This window comes from Nocardia flavorosea, assembly GCF_015477805.1.
GTDB classification, from domain to species: Bacteria; Actinomycetota; Actinomycetes; order Mycobacteriales; family Mycobacteriaceae; genus Nocardia; species Nocardia flavorosea_A.
In genome coordinates this window covers 336,136-356,132 of the sequence record NZ_JADLQL010000004.1, presented here as the reverse complement: position 1 = coordinate 356,132, position 19,997 = coordinate 336,136, and the positions used below count along the sequence as shown (strand labels likewise).

Genomic DNA, 19,997 nt, shown 5'->3' with positions numbered 1-19,997 from the left:
ACGGTACATTGGACTCCGGTTGGATTGGCGACATATCCAGTGAGGGAAAGTGCAGGTGTCGAGGTGACCACAGTGCAGCAAACGGTTTCGCAGAAGCGGTTCCGGGGCGATCCGAACGAACTCGAATCGGCCTACTTCCGGTGGAGTAGATCCGAAACGGCGACGTGGGCGATCGCCGACCGGGCCGAGCGCATCCTCCAGCATCATTTCGAGCTCGCCGCGCAACGGGCGCCAGGGCATATCGCGACCCGTCTCTACCGGGCGGGTGACCCCAGCGGACTGGGTGTGGCATTGCAGATCGTCAACGACGATATGCCGCTGCTGGTCGAATCGGTCACCTCACGATTGAATCAGCTCGGCGCGGCCGTAACCGGCGTGGTACACCCCGTCTTCGAGGTCACCCGCGATACGCGAGGGCTGCTGCGCGATATCGCACCCCGGGCCGCCGACGGCCGCACGGCGCAGACATACCCCGCAACCGCCGAATCCTGGATCCATATCGAACTGGCCACCCCGATCCCCGACGAACTGCTCGACCGCGTCGAGCGCGAGATACCGCAGCTGCTCGCGGGCCTGCGCGCCGTGGACGAGGACACGCCCGCGATGACCGAAGCTCTGGTCGATGTCGCCGAGCGTCTCGAGCGGACCGCCGGTGGTGGTGACGATATCGATTTCACCGATTACGCCGACCTGCTGCGCTGGCTCGCCGACGGGCATTTCACGGTACTCGGATATACCGGACGCAAGGTGTATCCCGCCCTGGTGGATGTGGACGCCGACGCGGTGGCACAGGCGATCCCCGATACCGGTCTCGGCGTGCTGCGCGCCGGATCGGCCGCCGATATCCAGATCCCGGCACCGGGGCCCAGCGATCAGGCACTGCGGGTGACCACCGGCTCGGCGGATTCCACAGTGCCGGGAGCGTCGAATCTGTACTTCGTCAGCGTTGTCGAGAACACCGATGTCGCCGGGGGAGAACGGCCCGGCGAAGAGGTGCCGCCGCCGCCCTACCATGAGCACATCTTCGTCGGCACACTCACGGTTACCGCGTTGCACGAGGATATCCTGGATATTCCGGTGATCTCGCGCCGTGTGCACCAGGTGATCGAAACGGCGGGTTTCGATCTCAACTCGTTCTCCGGTCAGGGCATGCTCGAGGTGATGCAGAGCGTCCCGCGCGCCGAACTGTTCACCGCTGATTTCCGTCGCCTGTTCGAAACCGTATCCGCGGTCGTGAACCTGGGGCTGCGCCGTCAGGTCCGGCTGTTCCTGCGTGAGGATCCCCGCAGCGGTGCGGTGTACTGCCTGGTCTACATGCCCAACGACCGGTACTCCAACCAGGTACGTCTCCGTATGCAAGACATCCTGCGCTGCGAGTTCCAGGGGCAGCGGATCGGCTATTCCGCCCGCGTCACCGAATCCGATCTGGCGGTCGTCTACATCACCGTGCATCGTGATACCGGCACCCCGCCGGCCGATCTCTCCGAAGAGAACCGGCAGCGCATTCAGGACCTGCTGTTCGCCACCACTCGCACCTGGGCGGACCGGCTGGAGTCCGCCGCCGGCGGCTCGCCGGACCTTTCCCGGACCACGATCCGGGAATACGCGGCCGCTTTCCCCGCCGGCTATCAGCAGGAATTCGAACCCGAACGAGGGCTTCGCGAACTGCGCAGGCTCGAACAGCTCGAGGAAGGCGCCATCGGCACGGCGCTGTATCGCGACGCCGGCGCCGCGGAAGGAACCTGGCGTTTCGTGCTCTACGTGGCGGGCGAGGGTATTTCGTTGAGCCGGGTGCTGCCGGTCCTGCACAGTCTGGGCGTCGAGGTCGTCGACGAGCGGCCCTATCCACTCGTGCTGGGCGACGGCCGGCGGCGCTGGATCTACGACTTCTCGTTGCGCGTACCGGCGGAGCTGCTGCGCGATGTGCTGGACAACGGTCCGGCCGATCTGGGGGATTCCGTACCCGGCGGCGACCGTTCCGGCGACGGATTGGCGCAGCGATTCCAGGACGCCGTCGAAGCGATGTGGTTCGGCGCGGCAGAGGTCGACGGGCTCAACGAACTGGTGCTGCGTGCGGGTCTGCGTTGGCGGCAGGTGACGATGCTGCGTGCCTACGCCAAATACCTGAAGCAGTCGCGATTCGGGTACGGCATCGCGGCGATCACCCGGGTACTGCTGGCCAACCCGATGACGGTGCGCGGATTCGTCGAGCTGTTCGAGGCGTACTTCGATCCCGCGGCGGCCGAGGACGCGGCCGCACGGGCCCGGGAGACGACGCGCCGGCTCGAGGCCGAGATCGATGCGGTGACGGGGCTGGATACCGACCGGGTCCTGCGCGCGGTATTGGCACTGATCTCGGCCACGCTGCGCACCAGCTATTTCCGCGACGACGAACACGGCGAACCGCTGCCCTACCTCTCGATGAAATTCGATCCGCAGCGGATCGAATTCCTGCCGCAGCCCCGCCCGCGGTACGAGATCTTCGTGTACTCGCCCCGGATGGAGGGTGTGCATCTGCGGTTCGGGGCCGTGGCCCGCGGCGGACTGCGGTGGTCGGACCGGCTGGAGGATTTCCGGACCGAGATTCTCGGACTGGTCAAGGCTCAGGCGGTGAAGAACGCGGTGATCGTCCCGGTCGGCGCCAAGGGCGGTTTCGTCGTGAAACGCCCGCCCGCGGCCACCGGTGACCCGGCCGCGGATCGGCGCAACCGCCAGGCCGAGGGTGTCGCCTGCTACCGGATGTTCATCGCCGGCCTGCTCGATATCACCGACAATCTCGACCGGGTGACCGGCGCGGTGCTGCCGCCGGCGAGTGTGGTTCGCCGCGACGGAGACGACGCCTATCTCGTCGTAGCCGCCGACAAGGGCACAGCCACCTTCTCCGATATCGCCAACGAGGTGGCCGCCGGGCACGGCTTCTGGCTCGGCGATGCGTTCGCCTCGGGTGGCTCGGTCGGCTACGACCACAAGGCCATGGGAATCACGGCCAGGGGCGCGTGGGAAAGCGTCAAACGACATTTCGCCGAGATGGATATCGACACCCAGGCCGAGGACTTCACCGTCGTCGGGGTCGGGGATATGAGCGGTGACGTTTTCGGCAACGGCATGCTGCTCTCCGAGCACATCCGGCTGGTGGCCGCGTTCGACCACCGGCATATCTTCCTGGACCCGGAACCGGACGCCGCGCAGTCCTACCGGGAACGCGAACGTCTTTTCGGATTGACCCGGTCGAGCTGGGCCGACTACGACCGGTCGCTGATCAGCACGGGCGGCGGGGTTTTCGACCGGAGCGCCAAGGCGATCACCATAACTCCGGAAATGCGGCAGGTACTCGGGCTCGACGCCGATATCACCAAACTGTCTCCGCCGGAAGTCATTCGTGCCATCCTGACCGCGCCCGTCGATCTGCTGTGGAACGGTGGAATCGGGACCTACATCAAGGCGAGCAGCGAGTCGCACGCGGACGTCGGCGACAAATCCAACGATGCGGTCCGGGTGAATGCCGACGAGCTGCGGGTCAAGGTGATCGGCGAGGGCGGTAACCTCGGCGCCACCTCGCTGGGCCGGATCGAGTACTGCCGAAACGGCGGGCGGATGAACACCGACGCACTGGACAACTCGGCCGGTGTGGATTGCTCCGACCACGAGGTGAATATCAAGATCCTGCTCGATACCGTGGTTTCCAGTGGGGAACTTCCGGCTGCCGAGCGTAACCCGTTGCTGGCCGCGATGACCGACGAAGTCGCGACGCTGGTGCTGCGTGACAACGTGTCGCAGAACTTCCGGATGGGATTGTCGCGGACGACCGCCCGGGCGCACGCGGCGGTGCACCGCCGCGTGCTGACCGCTCTGGAGAACCAGCACGGACTCGACCGCCGGCTCGAGGCATTGCCCGCGGATGCGGAGATGAAACGGCGTATCGCCGCGGGTTCCGGTCTCGCATCGGCCGAGCTGGCGACCTTGATGGCCCATGTCAAGCTGGCGCTCAAAAGCGATGTGCTCGCCGGTGACCTGCCGGAGAATCCGGCCTTCACCGCGGTGCTCGCGCAGTATTTCCCGACCCCGCTGCGTGACCGCTTCGCCGCGGCCATCGATCGGCACAGGCTGCGCCGCGAAATCATCGCCACGGTAGCTGTCAACGAATTGGTGGACTATGGCGGTCTCACTTTCGCCTTCCAGCTCACCGAGGAGGTCGGGGCAACGACCGAGGACGCGCTGCGCGCCTTCACGACCGCCGTCGACATCTTCGGACTGCGGCCGATCTGGGCGCGGATCCGGAGTACCGCGATGCCGACGGCCGTACGCGACGAACTGGAACTGGAAGCCGGGCGCACCCTGGCGCGCGCGGCTCGCTGGCTGCTGCTCAACCGGCCACAGCCGATCGCCATCGGTGCCGATATCGCCCGGTACCAGGCGGGCGTTCGCGAGCTCGCGGGGCGGATGCCGCAGTGGCTCCCGCAACATCTGGACACGGAACTGGCGCAGCGTTCGGCGGAACTGGTGGAGCGCGGTGCGCCTGCCGATCTGGCCGGCGAGGTACTGCGGCTGATCCACCGGTTCCCGCTGCTCGATATTCTCGATATCGCCGATATCGCCGGCCGTGAGCCCGCGGAGATCGCCGGTCTCTATTTCGCGCTGAGTTCGCACTACCAGATCGAACGGCTGCTCACCGCGGTCGGCGATGTGGAACAGGGCCAGCGCTGGCCCACGCTGGCCCGGCTCGCGGTGCGCGATGATCTCTACGAATCGCTGCGGTTGCTGACGCTGGATATCGCGGTGGCCAGTGAACCCGGCGACGCGATCGGTGAGACGATCGACTACTGGGAATCGACCAACCGCTCGCGACTGACCCGGGCCACCGCCTCACTGGCCGAGATTTTCGCGGGCGAGAGTTACGATCTGGCGACTCTTTCGGTGGCGGTTCGGCAGGTGCGCAGTCTGGTGGGCGGTGCCGACCCGGGTGCCGTCGCCATGGCCGGAACCTCCTGACCGATATTGACGGCGACGGCCGGGCGAACAGTTCGCCCGGCCGTCGCGTCGTTTCTACTTCCCGCCGACCGCGGTTCCGCAGGAGGCGCAGAAGCGCGCCGCCGTAATCAGTTCGGCGCCGCAACCGTGGCAGTGGACGCCGGTAGCGGTCAGGTTCGTGCCGCAGTCGACGCAGAACTTCGCGCCGTCCGGGTTGACCGTCCGGCAGCGCGGGCAGGACGGCCGGATGCTCTCGGGGATTGCGGGTTGCTCGCGGGATTCGGCCGCGGGTGGGGGTGGCTGCTCGCCGGGATAGTGTTGCAGCGCGTTGATTCCGAGTGCCGCGCCGAGGAATCCGCCTTCGTTTCCGTGCCGGGCCAGGCCCTGCCCGGCTCCCAGCGCCAACTCGCCGGCGGCGTACTGGCGGAAATCGCCCGCCAGCCGGATATAGGTCACGTCCTTGGCCAGCCGCTTGAGCCGGTCGGTGTCTTCGGGGGCGAGTGTGATGTCGAAGTTCCCGAGGCGGGGGATCCGTAACCCGTACTCGTAGAGCACCGTGTTGGTGTGCTCGATCACCGCGGCCTCGATATCGGGTAGATGACCGGAAAGCCCCAGTATCGGCCAGCGGCCCTGCGAAATCCCGCGGGTGACGGCGATCTTCATGGATTTGAGCAACAGGGCGCGGCACCAGGACCTGACCGCGACGGGATCGTCGAGATCGGTGGTGCCGGTGAGCGAGGTGACCAGCACGGCCGGATCGCGCATGGCGAGGGCATGTTCGCCGTACACCCGTAGCGTGACCACCTGCTCGCTCACCGGATCGGTGATATCGGCGAGCCGGCCACCGAACTCGAGGCCGGTGAACTCCCGGGTGGAGACGAAATACAGTTCCGCGCGGTAGAAGTTGCCGCCGGAAAGCGTATCGACGAGCGCGCCCAGCACGGGCAGTTGGTCGGCGTCGATGCGGTGCCGTCCCGGCCCCAGCGCTCCGATGACCTGTCCGGATTTGACGAACAGGGCGATTTCGTCGGCGTTGACGATGGCGCGTGAGTAGCGCCGGATATTCACGTCCGGCCACTTGTACACGAGTTGGTTCTTACCGGTTTCCGGGACGGCGATGAACTCGCGTTCGAACCAGGCCATGTGGTGCTCCTCGGGTGGTGTCGCAATCGAGCGTATCGACGTTCAGCGGCGCAATCAATCGGGTACCAACCCTGCTGGGACCTCGGGTTTCACGAAAACCGCTGGAATCCATTGAAATACAAGAGTGGCTACCTATTGATCGTGCCGCTGTCTAGCGGTACATTGCTTGCAGACATGATCTGCGCCACTCGAAAGGCAACATGATGACCACTGTTCAAGAGCCTCGGGGACAGCAGGCGCCGGCGGACAGCCTGCACGCCGAAGACGCGGGCTACCACAAGTCCCTGCGCCCACGGCAGCTCCAGATGATCGCCATCGGTGGCGCCATCGGCACCGGGCTGTTCCTCGGTGCCGCCGGCCGCCTCCGCGAGGCCGGACCGGGTCTGTTCCTGGTATTCGCCGTCTGCGGCATCTTCGTATTCTTCATACTGCGTGCCCTGGGGGAACTGGTCCTGCACCGCCCCTCCTCGGGCTCGTTCGTCTCCTACGCTCGCGAATTCCACGGGGAGAAGCTGGCCTTCTCGGTCGGCTGGATGTACTTCTTCCACTGGTGCATGACCGGCATCGTGGATATCACCGCGATCGCCACCTACGTCCACTTCTGGGGCGCGTTCGAGGTGATACCGCAATGGACGATCGCGTTGATCGCGCTGGCCATCGTGGTCGCGATCAACATGATCTCGGTGAAGTGGTTCGGTGAACTCGAGTTCTGGGCAGCGCTGATCAAGGTCGTGGCCCTCGTCGGCTTCCTGATCCTCGGCACGATTTTCCTGGCCGGCCGCTTCGAGATCGACGGCCAGTCCACCGGGCTCAGTGTCATCAGCGATAACGGCGGCTGGTTCCCGACCGGATTCCTGCCGCTGATCGTCGTCACCACCGGTGTGGTCTTCGCCTACGCCGCGGTGGAACTCGTGGGTACCGCGGCCGGTGAAACGGAGAACCCCGAGAAGATCATGCCGCGTGCCATCAACTCGGTGATCGCCCGGATCGCAGTGTTCTACGTCGGCTCGCTGATCCTGCTCGCCCTCCTGCTGCCCTACACCGTCTTCACTGCCGGTGAAAGCCCCTTCGTGACCTTCTTCTCCAAGATCGGCATCCAGGGTGCGGGTTCGATTATGAACCTGGTGGTGCTGACCGCCGCGTTCTCCAGCCTGAATGCCGGCCTCTACTCGACCGGCCGCATCCTGCGCTCGATGTCGATGAACGGCAGTGCGCCGCAGGTCGCCGGCCGGATGTCCAAGAACGGCGTGCCTTACGTCGGGATCCTGGCCACAGGCGCCATCGCGCTGATCGGCGTGGGACTGAACGCCTTGGTGCCCGAGCAGGCATTCGAGATCGTCCTGAACGTTTCCGCGCTGGGCACCATCTTCTCGTGGGCCGCGATCCTGCTCTGCCAGCAGAAGCTGTACCGCTGGTCCCAGGAAGGCAAGGTGACCCGGCCGAAGTTCCGGTTGCCCGGTGCCCCGTACACCAACTACGCGACCTTGGCCTTCCTGGCCGGTGTCGTCCTGCTGATGCTGTTCAGCGATGAAATCGAACAGCGGGCAGCGGTGATCGCGATGGTCGTGGTCGGCGTTCCCGCCCTGGTCGGTGGCTGGTTCCTGGCCCGCAAGCGGGTCGCCGAACTGGCCCAGCAGCACAGTGTCGCCGCCGTGGCCCCGGCTTCTTCGCCGGAACCCGATACGACCGTCCGGATCCTGGACGAGCCCGACGACAAACGGTAGACACGGATACGACTGACTTCCCCGGGCGCCCCGCGTCCGGGGAAGTCCCATTCCCAGAGAAGGGAACCTCGAATCCACCCGGCCCGGGTACCGGGATAACAATGGACTCTCGGTTCCCCAGTGGGTTTGAGAGGTCGTGCATGCCAGAGCATCCCAGCTCATCCGAACGTCCGCTTCCGCCCTGGTCGAAGCGGCGGATCCGGGGCGCCGCGATGCCCAGGCGGGCGGCGCACACCTGGTCGACGCGCCGCACCACGGGCGGCGACGGGCCGCAGCGCAACCCGGCGGAATCCGACCTCACCCGCGCTGCCGAAGAACTACTCGCCGGATCGGCCCAGAGCCAACCCCGCAGCCCCACCGACGCCGCCGCTCCTCCCGGCACGGGTGGTGTTTTCGTGCCGGTGACCGTGGGCTCGGTCCCGGCCACCGCCACCCCGCCGGAATCAGGCCCGCCCCCGCCGGCGCCCGAGCTGAGCGAGTTCGACCGCGCCGTCGCCGCTCTCACCGGCGACGATATCGCCCGGCTGAACAGCCTCGGCGGACCGGACGACGACGATCTCGACGAACTGCTGCTGGCCGACGACGAGGACGACCCCGACGATTTCGATCCCTTCGCCGGCTTCGAAGACGATCCGCCGTCGGGCCGTAATTCCCGTTCCCGTCCCAGCGTGCGCCGCCTCGGCGCCGGACTGGTGGTATTGCCGCGGGTGGACCCGGTCGATCCCGGGACCGCGGTGCTCGAGGATCCGGTAGTACCCGAAGGTAAACGCTTCTGCTGGAAATGCCAGGCCCCCACCGGTCGCTCCGGGCCGGAGGGCCCGGGTTCGGCGACCGGGGAATGCGCGCAGTGTGGTTCGGCCTACAACTTCCTGCCCGCGCTGTCGGCGGGGGAGGTGGTGGCCGAACAGTATGTGGTCAAAGGATGTCTCGCCCACGGTGGTCTCGGCTGGATCTACCTGGCCGTCGATACGAACGTCAGCGACCGCTGGGTGGTGTTGAAAGGCCTGCAGAACCCACAGGATTTCGAAGCGCATGTGGTGGCGCTGGCCGAACGGCAGTTCCTGTCCGAGATCACCCACCCCGGCGTGGTCAAGATCTACAACTTCGTCAAACACCGATCCCGCCGCGAGGTGGCCGACGGCTACATCGTCATGGAGTACGTGGGCGGGCGATCCCTGAAAAAGCTTCTGGACCTGGCCGGGCCGAACGGTATTCCGGTGGCCGAAACGCTGGCCTACCTGATGGAGGTCTTGCCGGCGCTCGACTATCTGCATTCGCTCGGGCTCGCCTACAACGACCTCAAACCGGACAACATCATGGTCACCGACGAAGAGGTCAAACTCATCGACCTCGGCGCGGTGGCTGCGATGGAGTCCTACGGAAGTATCTACGGCACGCCCGGATATCAAGCGCCCGAGATCATCGAAACAGGCCCCACCGTCGCCTCCGATATCTTCGCGGCCGGACGCACGCTGGCCGCTCTCTTCCTGGACCTGAGCAAGGACGCGGGCGGCAACCCCCGCACCGAGACTCCCACACCGGAGCAGTATCCACTGCTGGCGACTTACCCGTACCTGCACCGGTTGCTGATCCGGGCCACTCATCCCGACCCGTCCCGCCGGTTTCCCTCCACCTACGCCATGTACTGCCAGATGGCCGGGGTGCTGCGGATGGTGCTGGCCGCCGACACCGGCCGAGAACACCCACAGGCGTCGGTCGAATTCGGCTCGCTGCGTGGCGATTTCGGTATCGACGCGCTGATCGGGCAGACGGACGGGATGGTCGACGGCGTGCATCGCAGTATGGGGCTGGACGCCGCCGCGGTGGTGGCGGCGCTGCCGATCCCGCTGGTCGACGCCGACGACCCCAGCGTCGAACTGGTCACGCCGCTGCTGTACGGCGATGCGCGCCAGACTCTCGACTCGCTGCGGCAGACCTCCGAACGTATTGCGGCGGGCACCATCGACGCCCCGGAGACGTTCGAGGTCGAGGGTGCGCTGGCCGCGGTCCGCGCCCATCTGGACCTGGGCGATCTGGAGTCGGCGCGGGCGCTGCTCGAAGTGCTTCGTCCCCGGGAGGCGACCGATTGGCGGATCGAATGGTTCACCGGCGTGGCCGCGCTGCTGGAAGGCTGCTACGAGCACGCATATCTGCACTTCGACGAGGTGCACACCATGCTGCCCGGCGAGATCGCGCCCGCGCTGGCGCTGGCCGGTACGGCAGAACTGGTGTTGCAATCGTCGGCAGACCCGGCGGATTCCGAACGCTGGCACCGCGCGGCCGAAAATTTCTATCGGCTGGTGTGGCGCACCAACCACGGGGTGGTGAGCGCTGCCTTCGGCCTGGCGCGCCGGCTGGCTGCGGACGGCGCACCCCTGGAGGCAGTGCAGGTGCTGGACGAGGTCCCCGATACCTCACGCCACTACACGACCGCGCGGATGACCGGCAGTCTGGTGCTGGTGTCCCGGCCGCACCGTGACATCACCGAGGTCGACCTGATGGAGGCCGGCACCCGGCTGGAGATCGCCGACGAGCCGCGGGTTTTGCAGATGCAGGTCGTGGTGGTCGGCGCCGCGCTGGAATGGTTGCGGTCCCGGATGCGCCCGGCCGCGGCCGATACCACCCTGCTCGGCTACCCGCTGACCATCCCGGGATTGCGCGGTGGCCTGGAGTCGCGGTTGCGGGCTCTCGCGCGCACGGCGCCCGATCGGTTGCATCGCTATCGGCTGGTGGATCTGGCCAACACCGTCCGGCCACGCACCCGGTGGTGAGGTCAGGAGGATCCGGGCAATCGCCGGCGCCGCACCGTCACCGGCACCAACGGTGCCGAAACCAGGAGTACGACGAGCAGGACCAACCACAGCCAGCCGCCGAATACGAGTGCCAGGACGAGCGCGGAAGCTGCCGTACAACCCGCCATGACAGCGAAACCGGTGGTGGGATCTGCGGGCCGTACCGGTGCGGACGGCGGGACGGCGCCGGGAAGATCGGTGAACAGGACCGCGAGCTCCGGTGTGGTGGTCGCGGCCGCCGCGGCGGCCGCACGGTCTTCGTACTCGGTGAGTGTCAGGCGTCCCGCACCGAGATGCTCGGCGAGCTCGCGCAGTGCACGTTCGCGCTCCCCGACGGTGATCCGTGCCCCCGGTAGCTCACTCATACCCGCAGCATAAGGCGATTTCGGCGGTTTCGTCCGGGTCGGGATTCGCCACTGCCGGGAAGCCGCGCCCGGCCCGGGAACAGCAGTTCCCATATGTGGGGACTAATTACGCTGACCTACAGAATCAGGGGTAGAGGAGTTGTCTATGTCCACCGTGACCCAGTACCGGCGTCCGGCGGCCGAAGCGTGGGATTGGCAGTTGCTCGGTTCCTGCCGTGGCTTGGAACCGACGGTGTTCTTCCATCCGGAAGGGGAGCGCGGCCGGGCCCGCGCCGCCCGGGTGCGCCGGGCGAAGCAGATCTGCGATGCCTGCCCTGTTCTCGATCGTTGCCGGAATTACGCGCTGGCGGTGGGTGAACCGTACGGCGTTTGGGGTGGAATGTCGGAAGACGAACGACGCGCCTATACCCAACGTACCGTCGATCGGCGAGCGACGAACTAGGGAAACTTACGCCAACAAGCGTTGAATCGGACCTTTCAGTCGTGTCCGACGCAGGTCGTGATCATTTCGATGTGGTTTCCTTGATGTATGGCTGCTGGTGTGGAGTACACGATCGACGAGCTGGCGCGCGCCGCCGGTACGACCGTGCGCAGCCTGCGGGTTTATCACGAACGGGGAGTTCTGCCCCCGCCGCAGGTCAAGGGGAGAACGGGTTATTACAGCCCCGAGCACCTCAATCGGGTGCGCACGATCAGCAGGCTGCTGGATCGCGGGATCAAGCTGAACGGGATCAAAGAGCTGCTCAAGGCATGGGACCGCGGTGACGACCTCGGCGATATCCTGGGCGTCGGCGCATTGCTGGGCGGTGCGGAATCCGGTGAACCGGCCGCGGGCGGTCAGCAAGCCGACACGGAGACGATCCCGGCAACCGAACTGCAGGAACGCTACGCTGCCGTCCCCAACGGCCTCGCCCGTATCGTTGCGGCCGGTTTGTACGAACCTGTGGATGCCGCCACTTACCGGCCCGCCGACAAGCAGTTGATCCGGGTGGCCGAACAACTGGCTGCGGCCGGGATTCCCGATGCCGAAGTGCTCGGTGAGCTCGAACGGATGCGAACCGAGTGTGACCGGATGGCGCGCCGTTTCGTCGATCTCTTCCATCGCACGGCGTGGCAGAAGTACCAGGACTCCGAGCGCACCGCCGACGACCTGGCCGAACTGACCGGGCAGTTACAACTGGCACGTACCTTGCCCGGCAAGGCGGCCTCCGAACTGGTGACCAGGTTCGTTGCGCATTACATCGCCAGCGACAGCGAGCTCGCCGAACTTCCCGGCGAGGGCTGATACCTCGCGGCTGGAACCGGTTCCCAGCGGCGGCGACAGAATCAGTCCAGGTCGCCGGGCGTGGTGGACGAAGCTGTATGGGCGCAGCCCCTCGGCATCGTGGCGGAGCACCGGCCGGTTGCGGATCTCGTTCCAGTCTTGCCGTATCAGGGTGGGTTCGCGGGTTCGCCGGGACAGGTCAGCGGCAGGCGTAGAAGTAGGGCTTGTACGCACAGATATCGTGCATGACCCCGTCGCCGTCGTAGGTTTCGCCGCGCTGTGCCGGGATCGCGTGCACGGGCTCGCTGCGATTGCTGGTGTCGGCGGGAATCGCGTGGGTGTCGTTGTATGTGCCGTTACCCGGGTGTGAATCACCGCGGGTGCTGTGGCCGACGTCGGCCTGGGCGGCCGTTGCCGTCAGGGTTGCCGGTGCGAGGACGAGTGCGCCGGTCAAGGCGGCCGCCGCGGCCATTTTCTTTACCAGTCCGTAGGTGCGGGCGATGGTCATGATGGTTTCCGTTCCGTCGGGCGGTATAGAACTTCTACGGCGAATCGTCGTGTGTGGGTCCGTAGTTTTATGTGCCGCTGTTTAACGGTACGGTACACGAGTGTTCGGATATATGCGGGGTTATTTCCCGTGATTGGGAAGGGCTGGGCGAGGCCCGGGCTCCCGCCGAAGGCCGCTGTGCCGATGCTGGAGGCGCCAGTGGGCAACCGGGGCACGCGCCACGGAAAAGAATGCCGCGGCCGTGAACACCTAGAGTCGCGGATCGACCGGTTCGGATTCGAGGGCCAGCACCGCGAACACTGCCTCGTGCACCCGCCACAGCGGATCCCCGGCCGCGAGACGATCCAGCGCTTCCAAGCCCAGCGCGTACTCACGCAGCGCCAGCGCACGCTTGCGGCCCAGCCCCCGGGACCGCAGCCGCCGCAGGTTCTCCGGTTGCAGATATTCGGGGCCGTAGACGATCCGCAGATACTCCGGCCCGCGACACTTGACCCCCGGCTGTACGAGCCGGCCCGCCGGTGCGCCGGTCTCCCGCCTTCCCGGCACGACCGAGCGTTCCCCGATCGAGTCACGGCCGCTCGGCCGGCGATCACTGCCCGATTCCACCTCGCAGGCCGCCTCGTCGTCCACATGGTCTGCGGGGCCGGCGTCGTCCATGGTGGTCGCGGTGCCGGTATCGCTCCGGCTGCCCGTGTCCGCGGCGCGGGCGCGGGATTTCGCAGTCGTGTGCACCAGGGCATCCACCGGTTTGACCACCATGCCTTCGCCGCCGTTCCCGGTCAGCGAAAGCCACCACGCGGTGGCGGCCTCCGCGCTGCCGGGATCGGTGAGGTCGACGGTCATCCGCCGGGTGGCGGTCAGCAGCTCCGGATCGGCGGCGACCAGGCGGTCGAGCAGACTCAGCTGCCAGTGATGGTCGCGGGTGGCGTAGTTCGCGCCCTCACCGGCCAGTAGTCCGAACGGCGCCACCTGCAACCCGGCGAGTCCGTCGACGGGGCGGCAGTAGTGCCCGTAGGCGCGGGTGAAAGCCTCGATATCGGCGGAGCGGCCGGACATCCGGGCCCGGAGCCGGTCGACATCCTGCCCGCGGGCGGCCACCGCCGCCAGCACCTCGGAGGCCGTATCGACCGAAGCCCGCGCCGCCGCGCCGACCGCCGCGTACTGGTTGCGCAGCAGTTGTTCCGCCTTCACCGACCAGGGCATGATCTCGGTGTCGAGCAGGAGCCAGTCGGTATCCAATTCATCGAACAGACCGGCGGTTTCGGCGGCCGCGCGGATCCGGGCGAGTACGGCTTCGGTCCGGGACGGTTCGTCGAAGAACGGCCGTCCCGTGCGGGTGTAGATCATGCCGGTGCCCGGTACCGCCCCGAACCTCCGGGCCGCGGACTCCGCATCGCGAGCCAACAGGATCACCGCTCGCGACCCCATATGCTTCTCCTCGCACACCACCCGCGTCACGCCCTCGCCACGGAAGTATTCGAACGCTTCCGCCGGGTGCTCGAGGTAGCCGGTCAAGTCGGACGTGGCGCACGGAGCCATGGTCGGCGGTAGATAGACCAGCCAGCGCGGGTCCACGGCGAACCGGCTCATCACCTCGAGTGCCGCGCTCGCGTTCTCCTGCTGGACCGTGACCCGTCCGTGGTGGCGAGTGTCGACCACGCGGCGGCCGAGCACATCGTCGAGGTCGAGGATGCCGGGATCACGGTTGGTGAGCCCGTCCGCCGCTGCGCCGGCGACCGGCGCGAGCGGCCGGATCGGTTCGTACCACACCTGTTCGGCCGGTACCGAGACCGTCTCCCGCTCCGGATATCGTAGCGCCGACAGCTGTCCACCGAAGACCACGCCGGTGTCCAGGCACAGAGTGTTGTTCACCCACCGCAGGTCCGCGACGGGGGTGTGCCCGTACAGCACGGTCGCCCGGCCGCGATACTCCTCCGCCCACGGGTAGCGCACCGGCAGCCCGAACTCGTCGGTTTCCCCGGTGGTTTCGCCGTACATGGCGAAAGACCGGACCCGTCCGGAGGAACGGCCGTGATACTCCTGCTTCAGGCCCGCGTGCGCCACCACCAGCTGTCCGCCGTCGAGTACGTAGTGGCTGACCAGACCCCGGCAGAACTCCAGCGCGGCGGCACGGAACCCGTCGTTCTCGGCCGCGAGCTGAGCCAGCGATTCGGCGAGTCCGTGAGTCGGTTTCACTTTCCGGCCGGCCAGCGCGCGCACCAGTTTGTTCTCGTGGTTACCGGTGACGCACAGTGCGTCACCGGAGGCGACCATACCCATCACCAGACGCAGCACTCCCGGTGTGTCGGGGCCACGATCGACCAGGTCGCCGACGAAAACCGCGGTCCGGCCCCCGGGGTGGCGGGCGCCCACCGCCCGGCCGGCCTCGTCGCGGTCGATCAGGTAACCGAGAGTGCCGAGCAGGGTTTCCAGTTCCGCGCGGCAGCCGTGGATATCGCCGATCACATCGAACGGCCCGGTGAGATCGCGGCGGTCGTTCCACAGGCGTTCGTCCACGATCCGCGCCGCGGCGATCTCATCGGCGCCGCGCAGGGTGTGGACCCGCCGGAACCCCTCGCGTTCCAGTCCGCGCAGCCCCCGCCGCAGCTCACGTTGCTGGCGGTGCACCACGTGGGCGCCCAGCGCGGCGCGGTCCGGCCGCCGCGCGTTCCGTTCCAGACATACCGAGTCGGGGACGTCCAGCACGATCGCCACCGGCAGCACATCATGATTCCGGGCGAGCGCGATGAGCTCCTTGCGGGCGCCCGGCTGCACATTGGTGGCATCGACCACGGTCCGCAACCCGCGCCGCAACCGCACCCCGACGATATGGTGCAGCAGCGCGAATGCCTCCGGTGTCGCCGACTGGTCGTTCTCGTCGTCGCTCACCAGTCCGCGGCAGAAATCGGAGGAGATCACCGCGGTCGGCGGGAAATGGGTACGGGCGAAGGTCGATTTGCCCGATCCGGTGCAACCGATGAGCACCACCAGGCACAGATCCGGTACGGCGAGATCGGTCACTGTGAGTCTCCTTCGGCTGCGGTGCGGGCGCGGGTGAACACCGCGAGCTGGGTCGGCGGTCCGACCTCGGGATCGGGGTTGCCGACCGGTTCGAACCGCACTGCGTAGCCGTAGTTATCGGCGACCCGTTCCGCCCACGACCGGAATTCCGCCCGGGTCCATTCGAAACGGTGGTCGTTGTGCCGGAATGTGCCTGCCGGCAGCGTCTCGTACCGGACGTTGTATTCGGAATTGGGTGTGGTCACCACGACCGACTGCGGTGCCGCCGCCCCGAAGACGACGTACTCGACCACAGGCAACCGTGGCAGATCGATATGTTCGATGACCTCCATCAGCACGGCCGCGTCGAACCCGCGCAGGGTGCTGTCGGTATAGGTGAGCGATCCCTGCCGCAATGTGAGTCTGCGCGCGACCCCGTCCGGCAGGCGATCGAGACGCAATCGGCGACGAGCGATCGACAGCGCCCGGGTGGAGACATCCACGCCCACGATCTCTTGGAAGTAGCTGTCGGCCAGCAGCTCGCGCAGTAGCGCGCCTTCGCCGCAGCCGAGGTCGAGGACCCGGCCGGCACCGGCATCCCGCAGCGCGGCGACCACCGCGGCCCGCCGCTGCACCGCCAGCGACGGCTCGGGCTGCTCGCCGTTCCCGTCGGTGGTATGAGGTGTCATGGTGTCCGGTTCGGCCACTGCCTCGCTGGTCTGCGGGGCCTCGTCGACTGCGCCGAGCTCTTCCGGGTCGGAGTCGTCGAGTTCGGCCAGCCGGGCCAGCGCCGTGCGGACCAGCGACTGACGCCGGGCCAGATAACGGCGGGTGATCCAATCGCGCTCCGGGTGGGCCGCCAGCCAGGCGCCGCCGGCCCGAAGCAGTTTGTCGACCTCGTCGTTGTCGAGCCAATAGTGCTTGGCGCCGTCGAGGACGGGCAGCAGCACATAGAGGTGGTTGAGTGCGTCGGCCAGTCGCGCCGTTCCCGTCAGCACCAGGCGGAGATGGGCCGAATCGCCCCATTCGGGGAAGGCCGGATCGAGGGGCAGCGGTGTGGCGTCGACCGACCAGCCGAGCGGGGCGAAGATCCGTTCGGCGAGTTCGGGTCCGCCCCGGCAGCCGAGGGCGGGAAGTTCCAGCCGCAACGGCAAGGGGGTGCGGGCCAGTTCCGGGCGCTGGGGGCAGTCACCGCGCAGGGCGCTGCGGAAAACCGTGCCGATCGCCACCGACATCAGCGACGAGGCGGCATACGGCCGGTCGTTCACATACTGGCCGAGAGCGAAGGACTGCGGCCCCCTGGCACGGCCGCGGACCAGCCGCACCGGGTCCACTTCCAGCAGCAGCGCCGCCGTGCAGCGATCCGCGGTGGCCTGCGGGTAGAGCATATGCGCGGTGCCGTAGGACAATCCGAATTCCTGCACCCGCTCGGGGTTCTTGTGCAGCAAGAAGCCGAGATCGGTTGCGGGCGTGGCGCCGTCCGCTTCCCGGGTGCAGGTGATCGTCAACAGCATGCTGTGATCGTTGCCGAGTCGCACCGGCGCGGCAAGGCAGTTTCCACGCGACCCCGTTGCCGCTGGACGTGCCGTCGGGCGGGGGCGGCTACTCGGGCCAGCGCCAGTTCGCCACCTCGGGAATATCCTCCCCGTGCCGGCGAGTCCAGGTCCGGGCTCGTAGCCGGGCGTCCACCATGTCCTGGCGCAACCCGGCCGCCTGCTGCCGTAGCGCCGGCACCCGATCGATCACATCCATCACCAGGTGGTAGCGGTCGAGATCGTTGAGCATGACCATATCGAAGGGGGTTGTGGTGGTGCCCTGTTCCTTGTAGCCCCGGACATGCAGACCGCTGTGGTTGGTGCGGCGGTAGGTGAGCCGGTGGATCAGCCACGGATATCCGTGGAAGGCGAAGATCACCGGGGAATCCCGGGTGAACAGGGTGTCGAATTCGCTGTCGGGCAGCCCGTGCGGATGTTCCTCGCTCGGCAGCAGCCGCATCAGGTCCACCACGTTCACCACCCGCACCCGGAGCCAGGGCAGTCTCTCGCGCAGGATCGAGGCCGCGGCGAGAGTTTCCAGGGTCGGGACATCGCCGGCGCAGGCCAGCACCACATCCGGGGTGGTGGCGGGTTCGTCGCGGTTGCCCGCCCACTCCCAGATTCCGATACCGCGGGCGCAGTGCAGCGCGGCATCGGTGGCCGACAGCCAATCCGCCTGCGGCTGTTTACCCGCCACCACCACGTTCACGTAGTGCCGCGAGCGCAGGCAGTGGTCGTAGACCGACAGCAGCGTATTCGCGTCCGGTGGCAGATACACCCGCACGATCTCGGGTTTCTTGTTCAGCACCACATCGAGGAAACCGGGATCCTGATGGGTGAAGCCGTTGTGGTCCTGCCGCCAGACATGCGAGGACAGCAGATAGTTCAGGCTCGCCAACGGGCGCCGCCATGGCACCTCGGCACTGGCGTCGAGCCATTTGGCGTGCTGGTTGAACATCGCGTCGACGATATGGACGAAGGCCTCGTAGCAGGTGAACACACCGTGCCGGCCGGTCAGCAGATATCCCTCCAGCAGACCCTGGCACATATGCTCCGACAGCACTTCGATCACGCGGCCGGTGCGGTCCAGTTTCATATCGTAGGGGCCGATCTCGGCCTGCCAGTTGCGGCCGGTGACCGTGAGAATGTCCTGTAACCGGTTGCTGGCCAGTTCGTCGGGGGCGAAGGTCAGGAAGTTGTCCGGATTGAGTTCGGTGACGGCGCGGAGCCAGCCTCCCAGGACGCGGGTCGCTTCGTGGCTGGTGCGCCCGGGCTCGGGAACATCCACCGCATAGTCGCGCCAATCGGGTAGCCGCAGGTCGCGGACCAGTTCGCCGCCGTTGGCCACCGGGTTCGCGCTCATCCGCTTCGCCCCCACCGGCACCAGCCGGCGCAATTCCGAAACCGGAGTGCCGGCCTCGTCGAACAGCTCCTCCGGGCGATAGGACCGTAGCCACTGCTCGAGCACCGCTCGATGCCCGGCATCCTGGCGGGCCGCGGGCAACGGCACCTGATGCGCGCGGAAAGTGCCCTCCACCGGTTCGCCGTCGACCTGCGGCGGCCCGGTCCAGCCCTTGGGGGTGCGCAGCACGATCATCGGCCAGTGCGGGCGGGCGGTATCGGTCCCGTCGCGGGCGGCGCGCTGGATCTGCGCGATCCGCTCCAGGCAGGCGTCCATGGCGGCGGCCAGATCCTGATGGACCTGTGCGGGTTCGCTGCCGGCGACGATCAGCGGTTCGTACCCGTTGCCCCGCAGCAGCGAACAGAGTTCGTCTTCCGGGATCCGCGCCAGCAGGGTCGGGTTGGCGATCTTGTATTCGTTCAGCGCCAGAATCGGCAGCACCGCGCCGTCGCGGGCCGGGTTCAGGAACTTGTTCGCATGCCAACTGCCCGCCAGCGGCCCGGTTTCGGCCTCCCCGTCACCTATTACGCAGAACACCGTCAGATGCGGGTTGTCCAGTGCGGCACCGAACGCGTGCAGTAGCGAATAGCCCAGTTCGCCGCCCTCGTGGAACGAGCCGGGTGTTTCCGGCGCGCAGTGGCTCGGCACCCCGCCGGGGAAGGAGAACTGCGCGAACAATGCTCGCATGCCCTCCGCGTCGCGCGGTACATGGCTGTAGAGCTCCGAATAGGTACCTTCCAGCCAGGCGCACGCATTCGGCCCCGGCCCGCCGTGCCCGGGGCCGGCCACGAACACCGCGTCCAGATCGCGTGCCGTAATCGCCCGGTTGGCGTGCACCCACACCAGATTCAGCCCCGGCACGGTACCGAAATGCCCGAGCAGCCGAGGTTTGACGTGTTCGGGTGCCAGCGGTTCGCGCACCAACGGATTGGCCATCAGATAGATCTGCCCGACCGACAGATAATTGGCCGCCCGCCACCACGCGTCCAGGGTTTCCAGCTCGTCCGCGTCGAGCGGACCCCGCGCCGCCGCGGACAGCACATAGGGGCGGGGAGCGATCGATTCGCCCCCGTCACCACCCATATTGTCGGCAGCGGTATCCCCACCTGCACTTGCCAACTGCGTCATACGCCGAACCTCCTGGAGGTCGTGGTCGCGCCGGGCAATCCGCACGCGGGTGCGGACGTCACCAACGATAGCTGGCGGTGTGCCGACTCAGGGCCGGTTCCCGCGTGCGGGCCGCGGTAGCGAGATCTGTGCGTTTGCACCCGCGGCATACCCGCGAAAACGGCCGAT

At 67.2% G+C, this 19,997-nt stretch carries 11 protein-coding genes; 5 read left to right on the top strand and 6 right to left on the bottom strand.

Going from position 1 to position 19,997, the window contains the following annotated elements:
- The first annotated feature begins 63 nt into the window (after positions 1–63).
- Positions 64–4,989 (top strand): NAD-glutamate dehydrogenase, encoded by a 4,926-nt coding sequence (locus IU448_RS20255; protein ID WP_324188646.1) that lies wholly within the window; start codon positions 64–66, stop codon positions 4,987–4,989.
- 54 nt (positions 4,990–5,043) lie between these two features.
- Here the strand turns inward: IU448_RS20255 and IU448_RS20250 are convergent, their stop codons facing one another.
- Positions 5,044–6,111, bottom strand: coding sequence for an SPFH domain-containing protein (locus IU448_RS20250; RefSeq protein ID WP_195057224.1), 1,068 nt, complete (start codon positions 6,109–6,111; stop codon positions 5,044–5,046).
- A gap of 203 nt (positions 6,112–6,314) precedes the next feature.
- On the opposite strand from IU448_RS20250, the gene IU448_RS20245 reads away from it, so the two are divergent.
- Both IU448_RS20245 and IU448_RS20240 read left to right on the top strand, forming a co-directional pair.
- Entirely contained in the window at positions 6,315–7,835 is a 1,521-nt protein-coding gene (locus IU448_RS20245) for an amino acid permease (protein ID WP_195057474.1), read from the top strand.
- A gap of 212 nt (positions 7,836–8,047) precedes the next feature.
- Complete coding sequence (locus IU448_RS20240) at positions 8,048–10,606, top strand: serine/threonine-protein kinase (RefSeq protein ID WP_195057223.1); 2,559 nt, start codon at positions 8,048–8,050, stop codon at positions 10,604–10,606.
- Between the two features lie 2 nt (positions 10,607–10,608).
- Here the strand turns inward: IU448_RS20240 and IU448_RS20235 are convergent, their stop codons facing one another.
- On the bottom strand, positions 10,609–10,992 hold the full coding sequence (locus tag IU448_RS20235; protein ID WP_195057222.1) for a DUF1707 SHOCT-like domain-containing protein: 384 nt from the start codon (positions 10,990–10,992) through the stop codon (positions 10,609–10,611).
- A 145-nt stretch (positions 10,993–11,137) separates the two neighbouring features.
- Here IU448_RS20235 and IU448_RS20230 point away from each other — a divergent pair, with 145 nt between their 5' ends.
- Together IU448_RS20230 and IU448_RS20225 are read left to right on the top strand one after the other, a co-directional pair.
- A complete protein-coding gene (locus tag IU448_RS20230) occupies positions 11,138–11,434 on the top strand; it encodes a WhiB family transcriptional regulator (protein WP_195057221.1) in 297 nt (98 codons plus the stop codon).
- Positions 11,435–11,521: 87 nt separating this feature from the next.
- Positions 11,522–12,277: a MerR family transcriptional regulator gene (locus IU448_RS20225; RefSeq protein ID WP_195057220.1), complete on the top strand. Its 756-nt coding sequence runs from the start codon at positions 11,522–11,524 to the stop codon at positions 12,275–12,277.
- A 178-nt stretch (positions 12,278–12,455) separates the two neighbouring features.
- On the opposite strand, the gene IU448_RS20220 is transcribed toward IU448_RS20225, so the two are convergent.
- The 4 genes from IU448_RS20220 to IU448_RS20200 all read right to left on the bottom strand — a co-directional run bounded on the left by IU448_RS20220 (position 12,456) and on the right by IU448_RS20200 (position 19,829).
- Complete coding sequence (locus tag IU448_RS20220; protein ID WP_195057219.1) at positions 12,456–12,764, bottom strand: hypothetical protein; 309 nt, start codon at positions 12,762–12,764, stop codon at positions 12,456–12,458.
- A gap of 249 nt (positions 12,765–13,013) precedes the next feature.
- Positions 13,014–15,785 carry a polynucleotide kinase-phosphatase gene (locus IU448_RS20210; protein WP_324188645.1) on the bottom strand — a complete coding sequence of 924 codons (2,772 nt, stop codon included), beginning with the start codon at positions 15,783–15,785 and terminating at the stop codon, positions 13,014–13,016.
- Positions 15,782–17,278, bottom strand: a complete 1,497-nt coding sequence (locus IU448_RS20205) for a 3' terminal RNA ribose 2'-O-methyltransferase Hen1 (RefSeq protein ID WP_195057218.1) — start codon at positions 17,276–17,278, stop codon at positions 15,782–15,784. Before IU448_RS20205 ends, IU448_RS20210 begins: the two co-directional genes overlap by 4 nt.
- Positions 17,279–17,366: 88 nt before the next feature.
- A complete protein-coding gene (locus tag IU448_RS20200) occupies positions 17,367–19,829 on the bottom strand; it encodes a phosphoketolase (protein ID WP_195057217.1) in 2,463 nt (820 codons plus the stop codon).
- Positions 19,830–19,997: the final 168 nt, after the last annotated feature.